Genomic DNA, 21,097 nt, shown 5'->3' on the forward strand with positions numbered 1-21,097 from the left:
GTTCATATATTGCTGGTCAGGCTCATCAGCGGCAGCATGATCGCCAGCATGATCACCGCCACCAGCACCGCCATGACCACGGTCAGGGACGGCACCAGCGCGGCGAGCAGGCGGTCGATGCCGCGTTTGGCTTCGACGTCGAACACCTCGGCGACCTTGAGCAGCATGCTGTCGAGTTCGCCGGCCTGTTCGCCGACTTCAATCATTTGCAACGCCAGATCAGGCAGCAGCGGCTCGCTGCCGAAGGCGCTGGCCAGGGTGCCGCCGCCCTTGACCGACTCGGCGGCCTGGGCGACCTGGGCTTGCAGGGCGCGGTTGGTGCAGACCTGGCGGGCAATCACCAGCGCTTGCAGCAGCGCCACACCGTTGCTCAGCAGCGTGCCGAGGGTGCGGGCCAAACGGGCGGCTTCGACCCGTTGCAGCAACGGGCCGATGATGCGGATGCCCAGCACGCGGCGGTCATAGCGTTCGCGGCGCTGGGGATCGCGCAACCGCGCGGCCAGGGTCCATGCGCCGACAATCAACCCGGCCAGCACCGCCAGGCCGTAGGCCCCGAGGAATTGGCCGAGGCCCAGGATCACCTCGGTGATCAGCGGAATCGGCACGCCCAGGTCCTTGAAGATCGGCACGAACTGCGGCACCACGTAGGCCAGCAGCAAGGCCAGCGAACCGAGCACGCCGACCACCAGGAACGCCGGGTAGATCAGCGCGTTGATCACTTCGCCCCTGAGCAACTGGCTGCGCTCCAGGTAGTCGCTGAGCTGGCGCAGGGTGTCTTCGAGGGCGCCGCCCGCCTCGCCGGCGCGGACCATGCTCAAGTACAGCGGCGAGAACTGGCCGCCCTCCGCCTCCAGCGCCTTGGATAACGGCTGGCCGGCCTTGACCTGTTCGCGTATGCGCTCGATCAACGCACGGGTCTGCGGCTGGCCGGGCTGCTTGAGCAGGATGCCCAGAGAGCGCTCCAGCGGCTGGCCAGCACCCAATAGGGTGGCCAACTGTTGAGTGAAACTGACCAGCGCCGCACCGTTCAACTGGCCCCGACCGAAGGCCTTGCGCAGGCCCTGGGCACCCGCCACCTCGATCTGCAACAGCAACAAGCCGCGCTTGTGCAGCGCGGCGACGGCGGCGTCCTGGTCCTTGGCTTCGAGGGTGCCGTTTTGCGCCTGGCCCTGGCTGTCGAGGGCGCGGTATTTGAACAGGCTCATGCGCCCTCTCCCCGGGTGACGCGCAGCACTTCTTCAAGTGACGTGACACCGGCCACGGCCTGGCGCAGGCCTTCTTCATGCAAAGTGCGCAGGCCGCCACGGCGGGCGGCCTGTTCGAGGGTGGCGGCGTCGGCCTGGCGCATCAACAAGCTGCGTAGTTCGTCGTTCATCACCAGCAGTTCGGTGATCGCACTGCGGCCGTGGTAGCCACCGCCCGGCGCATCGGCGCGGGGGCGATAAAGCATGATCGGGCGCTGCTCGGTAAACCGGTCGAGGCCGTGTTCGGCAATCAACTCCGCAGGGGCTTCGAAGGCTTCGCGGGTGGCCGGGTCCAGACGCCGCACCAGGCGCTGGGCGAGGATGCCGTTGACTGTCGAGGCAATCAGGTAGCTTTCGACGCCCATGTCCAGCAAGCGCGTGATACTCGCCGCCGCGCTGTTGGTGTGCAGGGTGGAGAGCACCAGGTGGCCGGTGAGGGACGACTGGATCGCGATGCGGCAGGTTTCCAGGTCGCGGATTTCACCGATCATGATCACGTCCGGGTCCTGGCGCACGATGGAGCGCAGCGCGCCGGCGAAGTCCAGGCCGATGGCCGGTTTGACCTGGATCTGGTTGATGCCCTCAAGCTGGTATTCCACCGGGTCTTCGACGGTGATGATCTTGCGCTCGGCGGTATTGAGCCGCGACAGCGCGGTGTACAGGGTGGTGGTCTTGCCCGAGCCGGTGGGCCCGGTCACCAGCAGGATGCCGTGGGGCCGTTCGAGCACTTCGAGGAAGGTTTCCAGGCGCTGGCCATCAAAGCCCAGGCTCTGGAAATCGAACTGCACGGTCTGGCGATCCAGCAGGCGCATCACCACCGATTCGCCAAAACTGGTGGGCACGGTAGACACCCGCAAGTCCAGCTCCTTGCCCTGGATGCGCAGCATAATGCGCCCGTCCTGGGGCAGGCGCCGCTCGGCGATGTCCAGGCGCGCCATGATCTTCACCCGCGAAATCACTGCCGCCGAAGAACTGGACGGTGGGGCTTCGGCTTCGTGCAGCACGCCGTCGATGCGGTAGCGCACCTTGAGCTGGTTTTCGAAGGGTTCGATATGAATGTCCGAGGCGCGATTCTCGACTGCTCGCTGCAGGATCAGGTTGACCAGGCGAATCACCGGCGCTTCGGAGGCCATGTCCTTGAGGTGTTCGATGTCTTCGAGGGCGCCGCCCTGCTCGTCGAGGTTTTCGATCAGGGTGCCCATGGCCGAACGGCCCTGGCCGTAGTAACGCTCGATCAGGGTTTCGACTTCGTTGCGCGGCCCTACCGCCAGCCACACCGGCACGCCGCAGGCATAGGCCATGGCCTGGAACGGGTAGACCAGCGACGGGTTGGCCGCCAGCACCCGCAGGCCGCCCTGGCTCCAGCCCACGGGCACCACTTGATAGTGGCGCATGAAACGCTCGGTCAATACCGGCAATGGGTCCAGCAGCGGCGGCGCAGCATCGGCCAACAGCAGCGGTGCGCCGAGCAGGTCGGCCCAGGCACGGGCCAGTTCCACTTCGGAAACCAGCCCCAGGCGCGTGAGCAGACCCAGTAATTCGGTGTCACCGCCCTCCTGGGACAGGCGCCGGGCACGCTCCAGGTCAACGGTTTTCAACCCAGCGTGTTGCATCAGCCACGCGCAGACCTGTTCGGTGTGCGGGATGTGCAGTTGGCAGGCATCGATGGGCGTTGAAGGGCTGGGCATGGGTAAAAATCTGAGGGGCGATGCTCTAAAGGGCTATGGGAAACTCTTGTGGGAGGGGGCAAGCCCCGTCCCACAGGGGAGCGCATTTCCCCGTTAGTTCGAGGTCTTCGGCGCGGCCTGGCTGCTGCTCAGCGGCCGCCCACCCTTGGTGGTTTCAGCCTTCTGCTTTTTAACCGCCTTGGCATCGTGAGCCTGGGTCAACACCGTGGAATCGGCAGCCCCGGATTTCGCATCGGCGTCGGTGGACTCCGCCGCCATCGCCGCGCCACTTAGCGCAACACCCAGAACAACACCGGCACCCAACAGGGAAATCTTCATCAACTTTCTCCAGATCAAAAACAGCAGATAGCCCAAGTGGCGCCTTGAACTCGATCAAGACCCTACACCAAAGCGTTGTGTATGACAGCTTGTGTAAACATGGCACTTTAGAACTATCGAGCAATGCCACTAGTTGGCCATGACTCGACAAATTTCCTTAAACCAATCGACTGGTAGGTTTAGTCTTAGTTCCTGAACGTAAGAAATTATTTCTTATTTCACGCAAAAATTAGCTTTTGTTTGACTTCCAAGCGCAAGAATTGCCTTAATTATGCGGTTTTCGCGGTTCAAAATGCCATATCGTGATATCGCTTAGACACTACCCACAACAATAACTAATACAATTTTTACACTAATAGAACTGCGAAATTCGCCAAATAGTTGCAATTAGCCATCGGTTAAAAATTGCGATCACGGGCAACTATTGCCCAGAAAAAAGTGACGAGGTGCGGTGCAACTCGCACTTCTCGGCGCGCCATGTTTACTGAACTGTTGTCGGAGAGACCCATGAATAAACGCAAAATGATCGGTGCACAGTCGGCATTCGCCCTGCTGGCACTGGCCGTGTCCCAAGTGCATGCAGCCACCAGCCCGGCCCTGGATGAAGGCCGGGTCAGCCGCGCGGAAAAAGCCGCGGACAAGACCCTGGCGAAGATGACCATGGAAGAAAAACTCGCCTACATCGGCGGCACCGGGGGCTGGGACGTCAAGCCACTGACCCAGTACGGTATCCCGCAGATCCACGGCGCCGATGGCGGCGTGGGCGTGCGCTACACCAGCGAAGGCAACGCCCAGGGCGTGGTCTATCCGTCGGGGCCGAACCTGGCCGCCAGCTGGAACCCGCGTCGCGCCATCGACCTGGGCCGCGCCCTGGGCTATGACACCGCCAGTGGCGGCTATCAGTTCGTCACCGGCCCAGGCGTGAACCTGTACCGCATGCCATACAGCGGCCGGGCGTTCGAGTACCTGTCCGGTGAAGACCCGTTCCTCGGCGCCAGCCTGGGGCCGGCGCTGATCAACGGCATTCAGTCCCGTGGCGTGTGGGCCAACGCCAAGCATTTCGCCGCCAACGACCAGGAAAGCAACCGCTTCCACCTCGATGAAATCATCAGCGAGCGCGTGCTGCGCGAGATGACCCTGCCGCCGTTCGAGTCCGCCTCGAAGAACAGCAAGGTCGCGATGATGATGTGTGCGTTCCAGAAGGTGAACGGCGAGTTCGCGTGCCAGAACAAGCACCTGATGCGTGACATCCTCAAGACCGAATGGGGCTACCCAGGCTTCGTGCAGAGCGACTACAACGCGGTGGTCGACGGTTTGCCGGCGGCACAGGCGGGTACCGACCTGGACATGATGGGCTACCAGATGAACAGCACCATCCTCAAGCCGTACCTGGACAGCGGCGAGCTGAGCAGCGCGACCATCGATGACAAGGTGCGCCGCATCCTCAAGCAGATCTACCTGTACAAGTTCGACAGCAAGGCGCCGCTGACCAGCCACAACATGAACAGCGCCACCAGCAACCGCGTGGCCCTGAACGCCGCGCGCGAAGGCATCGTGCTGCTGAAAAACCAGAACAGCCTGCTGCCGCTGGACGCCAAGAAGGTCAAGCGCATCGCCGTGGTCGGCACCCTGGCCAAGTACGCGCCGCCTACCGGTTTTGGCAGCGCCAACGTCATGGCCGCCAACTACATCAGTGAGCTGAGCGGCTTGCAGCAACTGGCGCCGGGCGCCAAGGTCGATTTCATCGACGGGCTGTCCCTGGACCCGGCCACCTCGACCTGGACCCATGCCGACAGCAATGGCAACAGCGTCAAAGGCTTGAAGACCGAGTTCTTCAGCAACACCAACTGGTCCGGCGACCCGGCCGCCAGCCGCACCGACACCCATGTCGACCTGGACTGGTCCACCGACAGCCTGCCGGTGAACGGCGATACCGCCGCCACTTCGATCCGCTACAGCGGCCAGATCACCCCGACGGTCAGCGGCGAGCAGGTGTTCAAGGTGCGTGCCGACGGCGCCGTGCGCCTCTACGTCAACGGCAAGAAAGTCCTCGACAACGGCGACGGCAAGCCGCTGCCGAACAACAGCATTCCGCCGACCATCCCGGTGTTTGCCAAGGTCAACCTGGAAGCCGGCAAACCGGTCGACATCAAGCTGGAATATTCACGCCGCAACGGCTACCTCTCGACCATGGGCGGCCTGGTCGGCGTGCAGATGAGCTGGGCCTCGCTGGTGGCACCGCAGGACCTGGCCAAGTACGACGCGGTACTGGTCGCGGCCGGTAACAGCAATGAATACGAAGGTGAAGGCTTCGACCACAGCTTCGACCTGCCCGAGTACCAGAACCTGCTGATCCAGAGCATCGCCAAGGTCAACCCGAATACCGTGGTTACCCTGCACGGCGGCACCGGCCTGAAGATGAGCGACTGGATCGACCAGGTACCGGCCGCGCTGCATGCGTTCTACCCTGGGCAGAACGGCGGCCAGGCCTTGGCGGAGATCCTGCTGGGCAAGGTCAACCCGTCGGCCAAGCTGCCGATCAGCATCGAGCGCAACATCGAAGACAACCCGATCTACGCGACCTTCCCCAAGTTTGACAACCAGGAAACCCTGGCCGAGATGAGCTACAAGGACGACCTGTTCCTGGGCTATCGCGGTTATGAGAAAAAGGGCATCAAGCCGCTCTACCCGTTCGGCTACGGCTTGTCGTACACCACCTTCGGCTACAGCAACATCAGCGTGACCCCTGGGGTGGCGGTGGCCGGTGCGCCGATCAAGGTGTCGTTCGACCTGGCCAACACCGGCAAGGTCGCGGGCGCCGAAGTGGCCGAGTTGTACGTGGGCCAGAACAACCCGAAAGTCGAACGTGCGATCAAGGAACTCAAGGGCTACAAGAAGGTGTTCCTCAAGCCGGGCGAGAGCAAGCGCGTGACCATCGAGCTCAACGATCGCTCGCTGGCCTACTACGACGTGGCGAGCAAGCAATGGGTCGTGGATGCCGACAGTTTCAACCTGTCGGTGGGCGCGTCGTCCCAGGATATTCGCCTGAACGCCAAGCTGGTCAACCCGTTCCGCCAGGAACTGTCGACCACCACGAGCAACCCGCTGCCGCGCTCGGCGCTCAACTCGACGCTGCGTGAATCGACGGTGAAGACCGGCGGTGTGCTGCATCAAAATGAAGGGGATAGCGGCACCAGCGACGGTGATGGCTATGACATGAGCGATGACAGCAGCCAGGGCAGTGCCACCGGCAACTGATCCTTGTGGGAGGGGGTTTGCTCCCTCCCACATGTTGACTGTGTTCGACTCAGGTTCTGATGGCTGCCTCGACCCGTGCGATGTAGCTGTCAAACCGCGCCACCAGGTCCACCTGCTCCGGAAAGCGCAGCCACTGGATCTGCAGGCCGTCCATCATGGCCAGGATTTCTTCCACCAGCCCGGCGATGTCCACATCACTGCGCACCTCCCCCGCTGCGACCAGGTCGGCAAACTGCCCCTGCAAGCGCCGCTGGATCCCCGCATAACGCTCCTGGAACCACGCCCACGCCGGTTGGGTGTCGAGCAGACTTTCGGCATTCAAAATGGTAAACGCGCGCACCACCCCCGGTGCGGTGGCGTTCGAACGGTTGATCGCACGCAGGCTGCCGAGCAACCCGGTCAGGGACTTTTCGGCGCGCACTTCATCGGCGATTCGTTGATTGACCTCATCGCGACGTTGCAGCACGCCCATCAATAATGAAATTTTGCTGGGAAAGTGATGCAGCACACCGGCCACGGAAATACCGACGATGGCCGCCACCTTTGCCACTGAAGCGCCGCTGTAGCCCTCCAGGGAAAATACCTGCAAGGCCGCGTCCAGCAGCTCTTCGCGGCGTTTTTCACCTTTGGGGGCGCGGCGGGTCTTGGGGGTGGGCTCGGTCATGGGGACATCCTTGTGGGCAGGCTTGCACCGTATCCAAATTGCCCCTGGGCCGCAAATAAAGCTCAGGCTTGAGGTCGGGTACTTTTCTCGACCAGGCACATGGGGGTGCCGGCCACCGGCTCCCGCATGATCTGCACCTGCACCTCAAACACCTGGCGCATCAACTCCGCACTGATCACCTCCCCCGCCGCGCCATCGGCCACCAGCTTGCCAGCGTGCATCACCGCCAGGTGGTCGGCGTAGCGGCAGGCCTGGTTGATGTCGTGGAGCACGGTGATCACGGTCTTGCCTTCGGCGGCCAGTTCGCCCATCAGGTCGAGCAGTTCGACCTGGTGGCTGATGTCGAGGTAGGTGGTGGGTTCGTCGAGCAATACCACAGGTGCGTTTTGCGCCAGGACCATCGCCAGCCAGGCGCGTTGGCGTTGGCCGCCGGACAGGTCCGCCAGGGCGCGGTCGGCCAGGTTGTCGAGTTCAAGGCGTTGCATGGCTTGGGTCACATGGGCCTGGTCATTACCGCTCAGGCGTCCCCACAGCGAGTTGTGCGGGCTGCGGCCATAGGCGACCAACTGGCGCACGCTGACGCCTTCGGGCACCGGCAGCACTTGGGGCAGGAATGCAATGTGTCGGGCCAGTTGGCGGGCGGACAGGCTGGCGTAGGGCTGGCCGTCCAGGCTCAGCTCGCCTTGCGTGGGCTTGAGGATGCGCGCAAACGCCTTGAGCAAGGTGGACTTGCCGCAGCCATTGGGGCCGATCAACGCGGTGACCTTGCCCGCCGGTGGCGTGAACGACAACCCCTGCACGATGGGGGTGGCGCCGTAGCCGATATCCAGCGCGCGTGCTTGAAGAATACTCATGTGATCAGCCCTTGAACCGTGCCAGTAACCAAAGAAAATAAGGTGCGCCAATCACCGCTGTAAGCACCCCGGCGGGGATTTCGCTGGGCGCGATCAGCGTGCGCCCGAGGGTGTCGGCCAGCACCAGCAACAGCGCGCCGATCAGCATCGCCGCCGGCAGCAGGTACTGGTGATGCCCACCGACCAGGCGCCGTGCCATATGCGGTGCGACTAAACCGATAAAGCCGATCGGCCCGATCACGCCCACGCCCAGGCTGGTGAGCAGCACCGCGCAGGCCATCGCCAGCCAGCGCGTGCGGTTCAGTGCGGTGCCCAGGCTGTGGGCCGCCTCATCACCGAGGGCGATCAGGTTCAACGGCTTGGCCAGGCACAGCCCCAGCGGGATCAACACCAGGAACGGCAGCACCAGCGCCACATGGTGCCAGTTGCGGCTCCACAGGCTGCCGGTGAGCGCGAGCAAGGCGGTGTTGATGTCCAGCGGGTGGGACAGGATCAGAAACTCGGTAACGCTGGACAAGGTCACCGCAATCGCGACCCCGGACAACGCAAAACGCACGCCGGAAAAACTCACGCCGGTGTTGTACAGCGCCAACAGCAACGCACCACCCGCGCCGCCCAGGCAGGCCACCAGGGGCAGCCAGGCAATCGGCAAATGCGGCCAGCTGATGATTGCCACCGTCAGCGCGAGCCCCGCACCTTGGGTGACACCGAGGATCTCCGGCGAGGCCAGCGGGTTGCGAATCACGCCCTGCACAATCGCCCCGGCCAGGCCGAATGCGCAGCCGGCGAGGATCGCGATCAGGCTGCGTGGCAGGCGGTGGTTCCAGACTTCAAAGTCGAGGGCGTCATGGGCCAGCAGGCGCTCCAGCACCGTTTCGGGCGTGAGCCACAAGGTGCCGGCACTGAGGCTGACGAACGTCGCCAGCAGCAACAAACCGAGCAGCAGCCAGAGGCGCAATCGTGGCTGGGTCATAGGGCACGCCTGGCGAGAAAGAGGAAGAACGGGGCACCAATCAATGCAGTGACCACCCCGGCCGGGGTTTCCACCGGGAACGCCACGGCGCGGCTGAGCAGGTCGGCGCCCAGCACGATCACCGCACCCAGGGCGGCACTCAGCGGGATCAGCCAGCGGTAGTCGTTACCAAGGAACTGGCGAAGGATATTCGGCGCGATCAACCCGACAAAACCGATCGGCCCGACCGCGCAGACACTCGCCCCCACCAACAACAGGCTGGCGACGAACACCTGCAAGCGCAGGCTGGCAATGCCCACGCCCAACGAGCGCGCGGCGTCTTCGCCAAGGTTGATCAGGTTCAAGCGCGGCGCACACCACAGCGCCCACAGGCCGCCGATCAAGGTGCACGGCCAGAGCAATTGCACCTGGGCCGCACCGACGTTGGCCAGAGAACCGGCCAGCCAATTGAGCACGCTTTGCGCCTGGGCCTCGACCAGGATCACCGTGAGCCGGGTCAAGGCAGCACACAACGCGGCGACGGCCACCCCGGCCAACACCAGCCGACCTTGGGCCGTGGTCGGCGACCAGGCACCGCCGAGGCTGAACACCGTGACCCAGGCCAGCGCGCCGCCCAGGCAGGTCATCAGCAAGGCACCGCCGGCAAACGGCGGCGCGACCAACCCCGTGGAAAACAACGCAAGCCCCAACGCCGCGCCCGCCGTCACGCCGAACAGCGACGGCGATGCCAGACGGTTGCGGGTGATGCCCTGCATCAGCGCCCCGGCCAGGCCCAGGCAGGCGCCCACCAATGCCGCGCACACCGCACGCGGCACGCGCAACTGGGCGACGATATAGGCCATATTGCCGCCCACGCTGCCCTGATGCATCAGGCCATTCCAGGCGTCGGCCGCCGTGAGGGTGAACGGCGACCAGCTGTACAACGACAGCCAGAACAACACGGCGCCCAGCACTACGATGCCGACTGCGGCCAAACCACGGCCCATGCTTATTGGCTCAGTACGGCTTTGCCGCCCTTGAGGATCGCCAAGGCGTCCTCGGCGATCTGCTCCGAGGCCAACACGCCACGGTTGCGCGCCCAGCTGTCACCGTCCACTTCGGCCACCTGCAGGTGACGCACCGCGCCCAGCACTTGCCACAGCGGCTGCTTGCTCCAGCTGTCGACGATGCTCGGGCGGCGATAATGGCCGACCAGCAGCCAACCCGGATCGAGGGCGAGCAGTTGTTCAAGGCTGACGAATTCGGTCGGGGCGGCGTTGGCGCGCACCGATGGCACTTTCAGGCCGATGGCTTGCAGCACGCTGCCGGCGTAGGAGTCGGGGCCGTGCACGGAAAAGCTGTCTTCACGGGCGACACCGAACAACACGCTGGCACCGGCGGGGATCTGCTGGGCGACTTTCTTCAGGTTTTCACGGTTCTGCGCGATGCGGGCTTCCATCTGCGGGCTTTTGCCCAAGGCCTTGCCGATCAGCTCGGCGGACTTGAGGCTGCCCTCGTAGTCCTCACCACGCGAGGGCAACAACAGGGTCGGCGCGATGCTTGCCAAGTCGCTGTACAGCGCCTGGTGGCGGTTGAGGTCGGCCACGATCAGGTCCGGCTTGAGCCGCGCGATTTCTTCGATGCTCGGCTGCGAACGCAGGCCCACGGATTTCCATTGGCCGATGCCCTGGCGCACACGCGGCAGCACGCGGGTGGCGTCGCCATCATCGGCGGCGCCGACGGGGGTCACGTCAACGGCAGCGAGGCTGTCGAGAAAAGAGAACTCCAGTACCACCACACGCTTGGGCGCATCGGGTAGATGCACCGCGTGCTGGCCGTCATTGAGGTCGATGGGGGCAGCGCTTAGCAGGCTGGAAGAGAACGCCAGCAGGCAGGCAGCAAGGGTGGGGATGGAGCGCAGCAATCGCATGGAGGTACCTCGGCGTTAAAACACCCCAACTGGACGGGCTGGGGAAAACGGCGGCTACTATTCCATATCGGGGCGGCGTGATCAAAAAACATTCTCATTTGTGGGAGGGGGCAAGCCCCCTCCCACATTTTTAACCGCGTCTAGAAGTCGACGGTGGCAGACAGCAGGTAGGTACGTGGGGTCGACAAGGTCAGCCCCGGCTCGCTGTCATCCGACGCGCCGGCTGAACTCCAGTAGCGCTTGTCGGCGACGTTCTCCACGTTCGCCCGCAGGGTGATGTGCTTGTCATCGACCTTGAAGGCGTAGCGGGCGCCCACGTCGATGCGGTTCCAGGCGTCGATTTCCTTGACGTTGGACTGGTCCAGGTACTGGGAACTGGAGTGGATGCCTCGGCTGGTCAGGGTCAGGCCTTCGAGGGTCGGTACATCCCACTCGGCCCCGAGATTGACGTTGTACTTGGGCGTGGCCGGCGCGCGGTTGCCGTCCCAGGCGCCATTGGTGGTGTCCTTCAATTTGCTGTCGATGTACATCACACCGCCGAGCAAGCGCACGCCCTTGAGCGGTTCGCCGAATACGCTCAGCTCCGCACCGGTGTTCTGGCGCTTGCCATTGGGGCCGAACAGCCGCGACGTGGCGTTGGTCTCGTAGGCCGGTTGCTTGATGCGGAACACGGCGGCGGTGACGGCGAAGGCACCGGCATCGTACTTGGCGCCCACTTCCACCTGGCGGCTGATAAACGGCGGGAAGATCTGGTCTTCGTTGCGCGACGTGGACGGTGCGATCTTGCCCTGGCTCAACCCTTCCATGTAGTTGGCGTACAGCGACAGCTTGTCGGTGGCTTTGAACAGCAGGCCACCCGAAGGCGAGATCTTTTCTTCGTCGTAGTTGGTCTTGCCTTTGATGCCGTCGCTCCAATCGTCCACGATCACTCGCTGCCAGCGCGCACCGAGGGTGAGCAACAGGCGGTCATCGAAGAAGCCCAGGGTGTCGGACAACGCCACGCCACTGAACTTATTCTCGGTGTAGACCTTCGCATCCTGGCGCGTGACCGTGGACGGCGTTGGGGTTTGCACCGGGTTGTAAATATTGCTCGACGCCTCCCCATACCGCGCACCGCCGTTGGTGAAGTCCATATAGAAATAGCTGGCGGCCAGGTTGACCTCATGACTCACCGGCCCGGTATGGAACCAGTTACGCACCCCGGCCGTGGCGGTTTGTACGTTCTCATCGCGGGTGAAGTCCCGAGGCTGCACGCGGAAGGCGCCGGCTGCATTGCTGACCGACACCGCATGACGCAGGAACTCGTGGTTACTTTTACGCGCGCCGACACCGCCGTAGAGCATCACCGAATCGCTGAGGTCATATTCGGCGTTCACCGTACCGAAAGTGTCCTTGGTGCGCGCCTTGCTCCAGGACTGCGCGTAGTTGCGGCGTACATCGTTGGCGCTGGGCACCGGCGCGGCAGCGGCGACTTGCACACGTTCCTGCGGCGCATCGGTGTCGCGCTCGGTGCGGCCGATATCGGTGGAAAGGCGCAGGCGCTCGCCACGAAAATCCAGGCCCAGCACGGCCATCTCACGGTCGACGCTCTGGTGGTCCCATTCGGTATCGCCGGACTGCTTCACGCCGTTGAAGCGCAGGCCGAATTTGTTGTCCTCACCAAAGCGCCGCCCCACATCCACGGCGCCACCGGCCTGGCTGTCGGAGGCCCAGGTGCCGGTGAACGAGGTGATGTCCTTGTCGGTGGCACGCTTGGGCACCACGTTGATCCCGCCGCCCACGCTGCCGCGCGGCGAGACGCCGTTGATCAACTGGGTGGGGCCTTTGAAGATGTCGACGCGGTCGGCCATTTCCATGTCGATGGTGTAGGTCGGCAGCACGCCGTACAGGCCGTTGTAAGACACATCACTGTTGAACAGGCTGAAACCGCGAATGGTGAACTGTTCATAACGCCCGCCGGCCGGGTTGGTGGCGCGTACCGACGGGTCGCTGGCGATCAGGTCGCCGAGGGTGCGCGCCTGCTGGTTTTTCACCGCGTCCTGGGTGTAGGTGGTCATGCTGAACGGCGTTTCCATGAAGTCACGGGTGCCCAGCAGGCCTTGCGAACCACGTCGCGCCACCTGGCCACCGGCGTAGGTGTCGCCGTCGTACAGGCCAGTGGTGCCGAGGATGGACGTGGGCGCCAGCTCCAAACTGCCGCCCTCCGGCACCGGCACCAGCATGTAAGCCTGCTCCCCCATGGGCTGCAACTGCAGGCCGGAGCCTTGCAACAGGCGGGCAAAGCCCTCTTCCACGCCGTATTCGCCGGATAAACCACTGCTGCTGCGCCCGCTGACCAGCGCCGGGTCCACCGACAGGTTGACCCCCGACAGCCCGGCAAAACGGGTCAACGCCGCACTCAGGCTACCGGCAGGTACTTGGTAGCTGCGGCGCGCGGCGCTGTCTTCGGCATAGCTGACGGGGACGAACAACGGGCTGGCGCTGAGGCTCAGCATCAGGCTCAGTTTGAGCAACGGGCGCAAGCGCAAGGGTTGGACTGCGGGCATTGGAAGAAGCTCTCGATTTTGTTCACTTGCCTGGAATGACAGGCGAGGTGAAAAAAGGGGACAGGCTTCAACCAACTTTTTTCAAAATGGCAGGGCAATGGCGGCGCCATGCCCTGCCCTGGTTACCATACCGCGATATGGGAATCCGCACGCGGTTCGGTGCCGCCGCACAGCACGCCGCTGACCGGGTCGCGCAGGATGATCTGCCCACGGCCGTAGTCAGTGAGGTCGCTGGCGATCTGCACCTGGTGACCACGCCGGGCCAGGGCATTGGCCAGGTCGCGGGAGGCGCCCTGCTCGATGCCGACCTTCATGTCGCCCAGCCATTGCCAGCGCGGCGCATCCAGTGCGGCCTGGGGGTTGAGGCCGAAGTCCACCAGGTTCATCACCATCTGTACGTGGCCCTGGGGCTGCATATAGCCGCCCATCACGCCGAACGGGCCAAGGGCCTGGCCGTCCTTGGTGAGGAAACCGGGGATTATGGTGTGGAAGGTCTTCTTGCCTGCTGCCAGGCAGTTGGCGTGGGTCGGGTCGAGGCTGAATTCCTGTCCACGGTTCTGCAGCGCAATGCCGCTGTCGGGCAACACCACGCCGGAGCCGAAGCCGTGATAGTTGCTCTGGATGAACGAGACCATATTGCCTTCGGCGTCCGCCGTGGCCAGGTATACCGTGCCACTGGCGTGCGGGTCACCGGGCTTGGGCGCCTGGGCCTGCTCGCCGATCTGGCTGCGACGGCGGGCGCTGTAGTCGTCGCTGAGCAGGTCGGCCACTGCCATGCGCATATGCAGCGGGTCGGTGATGTAGTGCAGGCCGTCGCTGTAGGCGAGCTTCATGGCCTCGAGCTGGAGGTGCCAGGTCTGTTGGCTGTCGCGGTGATCGAAGGTGAAGCCTTCGAGGATGTTCAGCGCCATCAGCGCCACCAGGCCCTGGCCGCTCGGAGGGATTTCCCAGACGTCGACACCGCGATAATTGATGTGGATCGGGTCCACCCACTGTGCGCGGTAGTCCTTGAGATCACTGGCGCGCAGGTATCCGCCGGTGGCCCGTGAGTGGGCGTCCAGGCGTGCGGCCAGGTCACCGCGATACAGGCTTTCGCAACGGCTGGCGGCCAGTTCTTCCAGGGTGCGCGCCTGGGCCGGGTTGCGGAAAATCTCGCCCGCTTGGGGTGCGCGCCCATCGATGAGGAACGTGTCGAACCAGGCTTGCAGCACTTCATCGCGGTGCGGGCTGAATTCGTTCAAGGATATCTGCCATTGGTGGGCAACCACCGGTGACAGCGGGAAACCCTCGCGGGCCAGGCGGATGGCGGGTTGCAGCAACTCGTCAAACGCCAGCTTGCCGAAGCGTTGCGACAGCTCCGCCCAGGCCGATGGGCAGCCGGGCACGGTCACCGGGGTCCAGCCGTACAGCGGCATCCGGTCGTGCCCGGCAGCCTTGACCGCCTCGACACTCAAGGCGCCCGGCGCATGGCCGTTGCCGTTCAGGCCATGCAACTGGCCCTTGCACCACACCAGGGCAAACGCATCGCCGCCCAGGCCGCAGCCGGTGGGCTCCACCACCGTGAGCGCGGCCGCCGTGGCGATGGCCGCGTCGATGGCGTTGCCGCCCTTTTGCATGATCTCGATACCGGCCTGGGCGGCCAGGGGCTGGGACGCCGCGACCATGCCACGGCGGGCAAATACGCTCTGGCGCTGCGACGGATAGGGGTACTCGTGAGCAGAAAATTTCAACATGGCAAAGGCTCTTCAAAAAAAGTCATAACACACGGCTGAGAAACGCCCGGGTACGGGGATGACTGGGGTGGCTGAAGATCTGTTCCGGCGGCCCTTGTTCGATGAGTTCTCCCTGGTCGAGTACCACCACGCGGTCCGCCACTTCCCGGGCAAAGCCCATTTCATGGGTGACCACCACCATGGTCATGCCCTCCTCGGCCAGCTCTTTCATCACCTGCAGCACTTCACCGACGGTTTCCGGGTCGAGGGCGCTGGTGGGTTCGTCGAACAGCATGGCCTGGGGTTTCATGGCCAGGGCGCGGGCGATGGCGACCCGTTGCTGCTGGCCGCCGGAGAGCATCGACGGGTAATGGCTGGCCTTGTCCGCCAGGCCGACCCGCGCCAACAGGCCACGGGCCTGTTCCAGTGCTTCGGCACGTGGCGTGCCGAGGACCTGGATCGGTGCTTCGATGATGTTTTCCAGCGCCGTCATGTGCGGGAACAGGTTGAAACGCTGGAACACCATGCCGATGTCGCGGCGCTGGCGGGCGATGTTGCGCTCCGAGTCGCGTACCAGGCTGCCGTCGCTGCGCTCGCGGTAGCCCATGGCGCGGCCGTTGACGCGGATGCGGCCGCCCTGGATGTCTTCCAGCAAATTGATGCAGCGGATAAAGGTGGTCTTGCCCGAGCCCGAGGCGCCGATCAGCACCACCACTTCGCCGCGTCGTACTTGCAACGAGATGCCCTTGAGAATCTGCAGCGCGCCGAACGACTTGTGGATATCCAGCGCTTCGATGATCAGTTCGTCACTTTGGTGCGCCATGGTTATCGTCCCCTCAGCAGTTTCAGGGTGCTGCGCCCGAACATGCGACTGGCTGCCGGTGGTGGCGCGGAAGGCCGGTCGGATTGGCTGAAGCGGGTTTCGAGCCAGCGTTGGAAAAAGCCCCAGAGGGTGGTCAGCGTCAGGAAGTACAGGGCGACCACCAGGTACAGCTCGAACACCCGGAAGGTGGCCGAGGTGATCATCTGGGTGCTGAGCAGCAGTTCCTGCACACCGATCACGCTGACCAGGGTGGTGTTCTTGAGCATCACGTTGAACTCATTACCCAGCGGCGGCACGATCACCCGGAACGCCTGGGGCAGCACGATGCGTCGCATCAACTTGGCGAAGCCCATGCCCAGGGAGCGCCCGGCTTCATATTGGCCCTTGTCCACCGCACCGATACCGGCACGGATGATCTCGGCCATGTAGGCACCTTCGTTGAGGCCCAGGGCAATGATCGCCGCCTGGATATTGCCGGGGACGATCAAACCGAACAGCTCGATATCCTCAAAGCGGAAAATCCCGCCCGCCGCCAGTGCCGTGTACAGAAACACGATCTGCACCAGCAGCGGCGTACCGCGCATCAGCCACACATAAAAACGCACCGGCAGATGCAACAGCGGGTTCTTCGACAAGCGCAACAACGCCGCCGCCAGCCCCAGCGCGCAGCCCAACAGCATCGCCAGTACGCTGATCAGGCACGTCAGCCACAGCCCCGTGAGGTAAACCCCACTAGGCTGCAGCAGGTACTGCCAGAACACATCCCAATTGAAATTCATTGTTGTAGAACCTCAGTCGAGTGTGTCGCTGCTGACATGCCATTTGTTCAGCAACTGCACATAGCTGCCATCACTGCGCATGTCGCTGATCACCTGCTGCACGGCGGCGGTCAGTTGCGGGTCGTCCTTGCGTATGCCCAGGCCGGTGAGGATGCGGCTGAACGCCGGCACGCCCTCCTGGAACAGGTCCGGGGCCATTGCTGCGTAGTAACCGGCGGTTTCCACGGTGGTGCCGTAGGCATCGACCTGGCTGATACGCAGGGCCTGGAACGCGTCGGTGTCGGTGTTGTAGACCACCAGTTTCATCGGGGGCTTGCCGGCCTTGGCCAGGCTTTCATTGTGGGTATCGAGCAGGGTCTTGATGGTGGAGCCGTTGAGCACCGCGACCTTGTGCGCGGACAGGTCATCCAGCGCCTTGATGCCCTTGGGGTTGCCCTTGGGCACCACCACCGACTGGCTGGAATACATGTAGTTGACGATGTCGATCACCTGGCGCCGCTCGGGTTTGTCGAACAGCTGGTCGACGATCATGTCGCACTGCTGGGCGAGCAACGCCGGCACCAGCCCAGAGAACGGAATCACCCGCCATTGCACCTGCTTGTCGCCCAGGCGCCTGGCGATTTCCAGGCCCAGGTCGACGGTGAGCCCTCGGGGTTTCTGGGCTTCGTCGAAGGACACCAGAGGCGGGGAATCCATCCCCGAGCAATAGACAAGTTTGTCGACTTTTTGCAGACGATCCGGCACTTGAGGCGCAGCAAAGGCCCCTTGTGCGCAGAGACCGAAGGAGACAGCCACCAGCAAGGCGCGGCATTTATGCATGACCAGACACTCCAGTTCGTTGAATAACGGGGCAGGGCTCAACGTCAAAACACAGCGGGTGTTTCTTATTGTTCGGTTTGCAGGAACTGGATCAGTGCCGGCACGGTGCCTTCGATGTGTTCGCGTACCACTGCTTCGGCACGGGCGGCGTCACCGGCACGAATCGCATCGAGGATCACCGCGTGTTCCTGGCGGGCGCTGAGGGGTTTTTCACCGTGCTGCAGCCACAGGCGCATGGGTGCCTCGACCAGGGAGTACAACGCCGAAATCTGTTTCATCAGGCGCGGGCGGCCGCTGAGGCTGCATAGGTATTCATGGAACGCGCGATGGCGGCTGACCCAGGCGGCGCTCTCATCGCGGTAGTCGTCCATCGCGTCGAGCATGCGCTCCAGGGCCGCGAGTTGACGCTCACCGATACGGCCGACGGCCACGCGCACCGCCAGGCCTTCGAGGGCGCTGCGCATCTCGAACACTTCGTGCAGCTCATCGATATCCAAACCGCTGACGATCGCGCCACGGTTGGGTCGCAGGGTCACCAGGCCCTGGGCGTCCAGGCGGCGGAAAGCTTCACGCACCGGCATGCGGCTCATGCCGATCTCGCTGGCGATGTCTTCGGCGATCAGCCGGTCACCCTTGCGGTAGCGACCGCTGCAAATGGCATCAAGCAGAAAGTTGTAGGCCTCCTCCTCGGCAGTGAGGGGCTGGCGGTCAACGTAAGCGGAAGCGAATTGCATCGGCAGCACCTTTTGAATTTTTGTATCCAATTATCCACGAATACAAAAAGCAGGATGCGTGCCAACGGCTTCGGAGAGGAGCCAAGTGATTGATTCAGATCGGATAGAAGGGAAAAAGCTGGCGCTGGCGTTGAAAATTCGCGTGGGAATTTGCTACCCAATGGCGCAGAAGACGCCCCATTGGTGGGCGGAAGTACCCAGCGGGACGTGGGCGAGATGCTTTTGCTTGAGGCGAATGCAGCCCACCGTTGGCGTTATGGCTCGGCCGAATAGATGACGGTTTGCGCGCTGTTTTCGGCAACCGCTCGGCGGGTAAAATAGGTGTCGCCTTCGTCGGTGAGGATCTCGTAGTCGGCCTTACGGGCCGGGCTGGCGTGTTTGATGATTTTCAGCACGCGCTGGAACTTCACGCTTTGCGTGCCGTTCTGGTTAGGCCCGGTGAGCACATTGACGCTTTGAAACCAGCCGGCGTGCTGCTTGTTACTCACCAACGTGTGGGTCATCGCCTCGAAACGTTCCAACCGCGTGAAGCCCCACAGGGTCTGTTCCTCGACCGTGGCGCCCGGGGTAGCGGCGCCGGTAAACACAAACAGATTGATCGCCGGGCTGTCTTCGCAAAAGAAGTCGTAAGGGACCAGGCCGTCGACCATTTTCCTGCCGGGCACAAAGCCCTTTTTATGCACCTGAAACATCGCCACCTCCACTCAATCAAGGGTGACAAGTCTAATGAGGCGCGACGTACAGGGCGGTCAAGCCAATGTAATGTCGTGTAAAGATCGCGCACTGTGCAGGGTGATCTCCACCGTCAGCCCACCGCCCGGCTCGTTGCGCGCGAGGATGTTGCCACCGTGCATTTGCACGGCCCTCGCAGCAATGGCCAGCCCCAGGCCAAACCCCACGCTGGCGTCGCCCACTCCACGCTCGAACGGCTGGAAAATGCTGCGCAGCCGGTCATTGTGGACGCCCGGTCCTTGGTCGGTGATCTGCACCGTGAGGCGGTTCGCGTCAGGGTTGACCTGCGCCGACACGCCCACGGTGGTGTCCGGCCGGGTGTAGCGCACGGCATTGCGGATCACGTTCTCGAAGCAGCGGTACAACAACTCACCGCTGACGCAGGCGATAAACGGCGGGCACGCCTGCAGGTGCACGCGACAGCCTTTGATGCCCGCTTCGAACTGGGCATCGTCGACGATCATCGCCAGCAATTCGACGATATCCACGGGCTCGCGCTCAATACTTTCCGGGCGGCCCTGCAGGCGCGCCAGGGTCAGCAACGCTTCGATCAGGGTGTCCATGCGCTCGGATTCACGCTCGATGCGTTCGAGCATTTCCAGGCGAGCGGCGTCCTGGCGCAACAGGCCGATGGCCGCCTGCATGCGCGTCAGCGGGGAACGCAGTTCATGGGAGATGTCGTGCAGCAGCTGTTGCTGGGCCTCCACCAGCACCTTCAACTGGTTGGCCATGCGGTCGCAGTCTTCCGCCAGGTCGACGATTTCGTCGCGACGCTTGCCCATGGCGGGCTTGACCCGGGTTTCGAAGCGTCCCTGGGCCGCATCGCCCATGGCGCGCTTCAGGTAAGCCAGGGGCCAGGCCAGGTAATAGGCCATGTAGCCGCTGAACAGCGCACTCATCAACGTGCCGATGATCAGCGGGATCTGGTGCCAGGGCCGGTCGGGCGGGTTACCGGGTGCGTGGGTCGACCTGATCGAAAGCGCCAGGCCTTCCTTGCTGACGACCGCTCGCTCATAGACCGGCTGCGCCACGGGCCCACCTATCAGCAATTGACCGGCACTGTTGTAGACGCCGATGGCCTCATCCGCCGGGCGCTCCCACACCGCCAGGAGCTGGCCGCCCGCCTCGACACCGAATTGTTGCAGCAGCTTGTCTTCGGCCGCCAACATGGCTTCAACATGCGGGTCATTCGGCTGGAAACGGCCCAGTTCAAGCACGCCGACGCCCACCAGGAAGGTCAAGGTGGTCGCCAGCCAGAAGGCCAGGAACAGTTTCCAGAACAGCAGGCTGGGCCGGGTCATTCGGCAATCAACAAGTAGCCGAGGCCACGTACGCTCTGGATCCAGGCCTTGGTGTCCGGGCGCGGCCCGAGTTTTTGCCGGATGCTGCTGATATGCACGTCAATGCGCCGGTCGTAGCGGGTCAGCGGGCAACCGAGGGCATTGAGTGAGAGGTCCTTTTTACTCACCACCTGGCCGGCGCTGCGGGCCAGCTCTTCCAGCAGGCTGAACTCGGTGCTGGTCACGCCCAGCTCGAGGCCGTTCCACAGCGCTTGGCGCTTGCCGGGCCACAACACCAGCGCGCCGGTCGTGATCACTTCGGTGGTCGGCTGGCCCATCGGCTGCACCCTGCGCATGATGGCGCGCAGGCGCGCGACCAGTTCACCGGGGGAGCTGGGCTTGGGCACGTAATCATCGGCGCCGAGTTCCAGGCCGGTGATGCGGTCGATGTTGTCGCCACGGGCGGTGAGCAGCACTACCGGCACCTGGCTGACGACGCGGATGCGCCGGAGCACCTCGATGCCCGAGCGCTGGGGCAGCATGACATCCAGCACCACAATGTTGTAGCGCCCCGACAGCGCCTCCACCTCGCCCTCCTCCCCCGTGTGCACAGCCGTGGCCTCAAAGCCTTCGCGCGCGAGGTATTGGCTCAGCATGTCAGTCAATTCCTGGTCGTCGTCGACCAACAGTACGCGGATCATCTCGGGCTCGTCAGTGGGGGGGTGCGCATTATCGGCCCGGCATCGGTATCCCAGGCCAAACTT

At 63.6% G+C, this 21,097-nt stretch carries 18 protein-coding genes; 1 reads left to right on the forward strand and 17 read right to left on the reverse strand.

Going from position 1 to position 21,097, the window contains the following annotated elements; translation table 11 throughout:
- Positions 1 to 2: 2 nt before the first annotated feature.
- From gspF to HDC32_RS06430, 3 genes are all read right to left on the reverse strand, one after another.
- Positions 3 to 1,205, reverse strand: coding sequence for a type II secretion system inner membrane protein GspF (gene gspF, locus HDC32_RS06420; RefSeq protein ID WP_145336251.1), 1,203 nt, complete (start codon positions 1,203 to 1,205; stop codon positions 3 to 5).
- Positions 1,202 to 2,932, reverse strand: coding sequence for a type II secretion system ATPase GspE (gspE, locus tag HDC32_RS06425; RefSeq protein WP_184743040.1), 1,731 nt, complete (start codon positions 2,930 to 2,932; stop codon positions 1,202 to 1,204). Before gspE ends, gspF begins: the two co-directional genes overlap by 4 nt.
- Positions 2,933 to 3,025: 93 nt before the next feature.
- Positions 3,026 to 3,250 (reverse strand): hypothetical protein, encoded by a 225-nt coding sequence (locus HDC32_RS06430; protein WP_027607412.1) that lies wholly within the window; start codon positions 3,248 to 3,250, stop codon positions 3,026 to 3,028.
- 507 nt (positions 3,251 to 3,757) lie between these two features.
- On the opposite strand from HDC32_RS06430, the gene HDC32_RS06435 reads away from it, so the two are divergent.
- Positions 3,758 to 6,508, forward strand: coding sequence for a glycoside hydrolase family 3 protein (locus HDC32_RS06435; protein ID WP_184743043.1), 2,751 nt, complete (start codon positions 3,758 to 3,760; stop codon positions 6,506 to 6,508).
- 49 nt (positions 6,509 to 6,557) lie between these two features.
- Here HDC32_RS06435 and HDC32_RS06440 read toward each other — a convergent pair whose 3' ends face one another.
- The 14 genes from HDC32_RS06440 to HDC32_RS06505 all read right to left on the reverse strand — a co-directional run bounded on the left by HDC32_RS06440 (position 6,558) and on the right by HDC32_RS06505 (position 21,034).
- Positions 6,558 to 7,172, reverse strand: coding sequence for a TetR/AcrR family transcriptional regulator (locus HDC32_RS06440; protein WP_131698256.1), 615 nt, complete (start codon positions 7,170 to 7,172; stop codon positions 6,558 to 6,560).
- A 62-nt stretch (positions 7,173 to 7,234) separates the two neighbouring features.
- Positions 7,235 to 8,026, reverse strand: a complete 792-nt coding sequence (fecE, locus tag HDC32_RS06445) for a Fe(3+) dicitrate ABC transporter ATP-binding protein FecE (RefSeq protein WP_131698257.1) — start codon at positions 8,024 to 8,026, stop codon at positions 7,235 to 7,237.
- Between the two features lie 4 nt (positions 8,027 to 8,030).
- Positions 8,031 to 8,999, reverse strand: coding sequence for an iron chelate uptake ABC transporter family permease subunit (locus HDC32_RS06450; RefSeq protein ID WP_145336257.1), 969 nt, complete (start codon positions 8,997 to 8,999; stop codon positions 8,031 to 8,033).
- A complete protein-coding gene (gene fecC, locus HDC32_RS06455; RefSeq protein WP_184743046.1) occupies positions 8,996 to 9,985 on the reverse strand; it encodes an iron-dicitrate ABC transporter permease FecC in 990 nt (329 codons plus the stop codon). Before fecC ends, HDC32_RS06450 begins: the two co-directional genes overlap by 4 nt.
- Positions 9,986 to 9,987: 2 nt before the next feature.
- Positions 9,988 to 10,908, reverse strand: coding sequence for a Fe(3+) dicitrate ABC transporter substrate-binding protein (locus HDC32_RS06460; RefSeq protein ID WP_184743049.1), 921 nt, complete (start codon positions 10,906 to 10,908; stop codon positions 9,988 to 9,990).
- A gap of 140 nt (positions 10,909 to 11,048) precedes the next feature.
- Positions 11,049 to 13,454: a TonB-dependent receptor gene (locus HDC32_RS06465; protein ID WP_184743052.1), complete on the reverse strand. Its 2,406-nt coding sequence runs from the start codon at positions 13,452 to 13,454 to the stop codon at positions 11,049 to 11,051.
- Between the two features lie 122 nt (positions 13,455 to 13,576).
- Positions 13,577 to 15,187: a gamma-glutamyltransferase family protein gene (locus tag HDC32_RS06470; protein ID WP_184743055.1), complete on the reverse strand. Its 1,611-nt coding sequence runs from the start codon at positions 15,185 to 15,187 to the stop codon at positions 13,577 to 13,579.
- A 22-nt stretch (positions 15,188 to 15,209) separates the two neighbouring features.
- A complete protein-coding gene (locus HDC32_RS06475) occupies positions 15,210 to 15,989 on the reverse strand; it encodes an amino acid ABC transporter ATP-binding protein (RefSeq protein WP_092485926.1) in 780 nt (259 codons plus the stop codon).
- Positions 15,990 to 15,991: 2 nt separating this feature from the next.
- Positions 15,992 to 16,768: an amino acid ABC transporter permease gene (locus HDC32_RS06480; protein WP_015884889.1), complete on the reverse strand. Its 777-nt coding sequence runs from the start codon at positions 16,766 to 16,768 to the stop codon at positions 15,992 to 15,994.
- Positions 16,769 to 16,780: 12 nt separating this feature from the next.
- Positions 16,781 to 17,587 carry an ABC transporter substrate-binding protein gene (locus HDC32_RS06485; RefSeq protein ID WP_167656348.1) on the reverse strand — a complete coding sequence of 269 codons (807 nt, stop codon included), beginning with the start codon at positions 17,585 to 17,587 and terminating at the stop codon, positions 16,781 to 16,783.
- 65 nt (positions 17,588 to 17,652) lie between these two features.
- Complete coding sequence (locus HDC32_RS06490; protein ID WP_184743058.1) at positions 17,653 to 18,321, reverse strand: GntR family transcriptional regulator; 669 nt, start codon at positions 18,319 to 18,321, stop codon at positions 17,653 to 17,655.
- Between the two features lie 254 nt (positions 18,322 to 18,575).
- Entirely contained in the window at positions 18,576 to 19,013 is a 438-nt protein-coding gene (locus tag HDC32_RS06495) for a hypothetical protein (RefSeq protein ID WP_131698265.1), read from the reverse strand.
- Between the two features lie 57 nt (positions 19,014 to 19,070).
- Complete coding sequence (locus tag HDC32_RS06500) at positions 19,071 to 20,354, reverse strand: ATP-binding protein (protein ID WP_145336260.1); 1,284 nt, start codon at positions 20,352 to 20,354, stop codon at positions 19,071 to 19,073.
- Positions 20,351 to 21,034, reverse strand: a complete 684-nt coding sequence (locus tag HDC32_RS06505; protein WP_131698267.1) for a response regulator transcription factor — start codon at positions 21,032 to 21,034, stop codon at positions 20,351 to 20,353. The genes HDC32_RS06500 and HDC32_RS06505 overlap by 4 nt, the downstream gene beginning before the upstream one ends.
- Positions 21,035 to 21,097 lie beyond the last annotated feature (63 nt).

Source organism: Pseudomonas sp. JAI120, assembly GCF_014207255.1.
In the GTDB taxonomy this organism is placed as follows: domain Bacteria; phylum Pseudomonadota; class Gammaproteobacteria; order Pseudomonadales; family Pseudomonadaceae; genus Aquipseudomonas.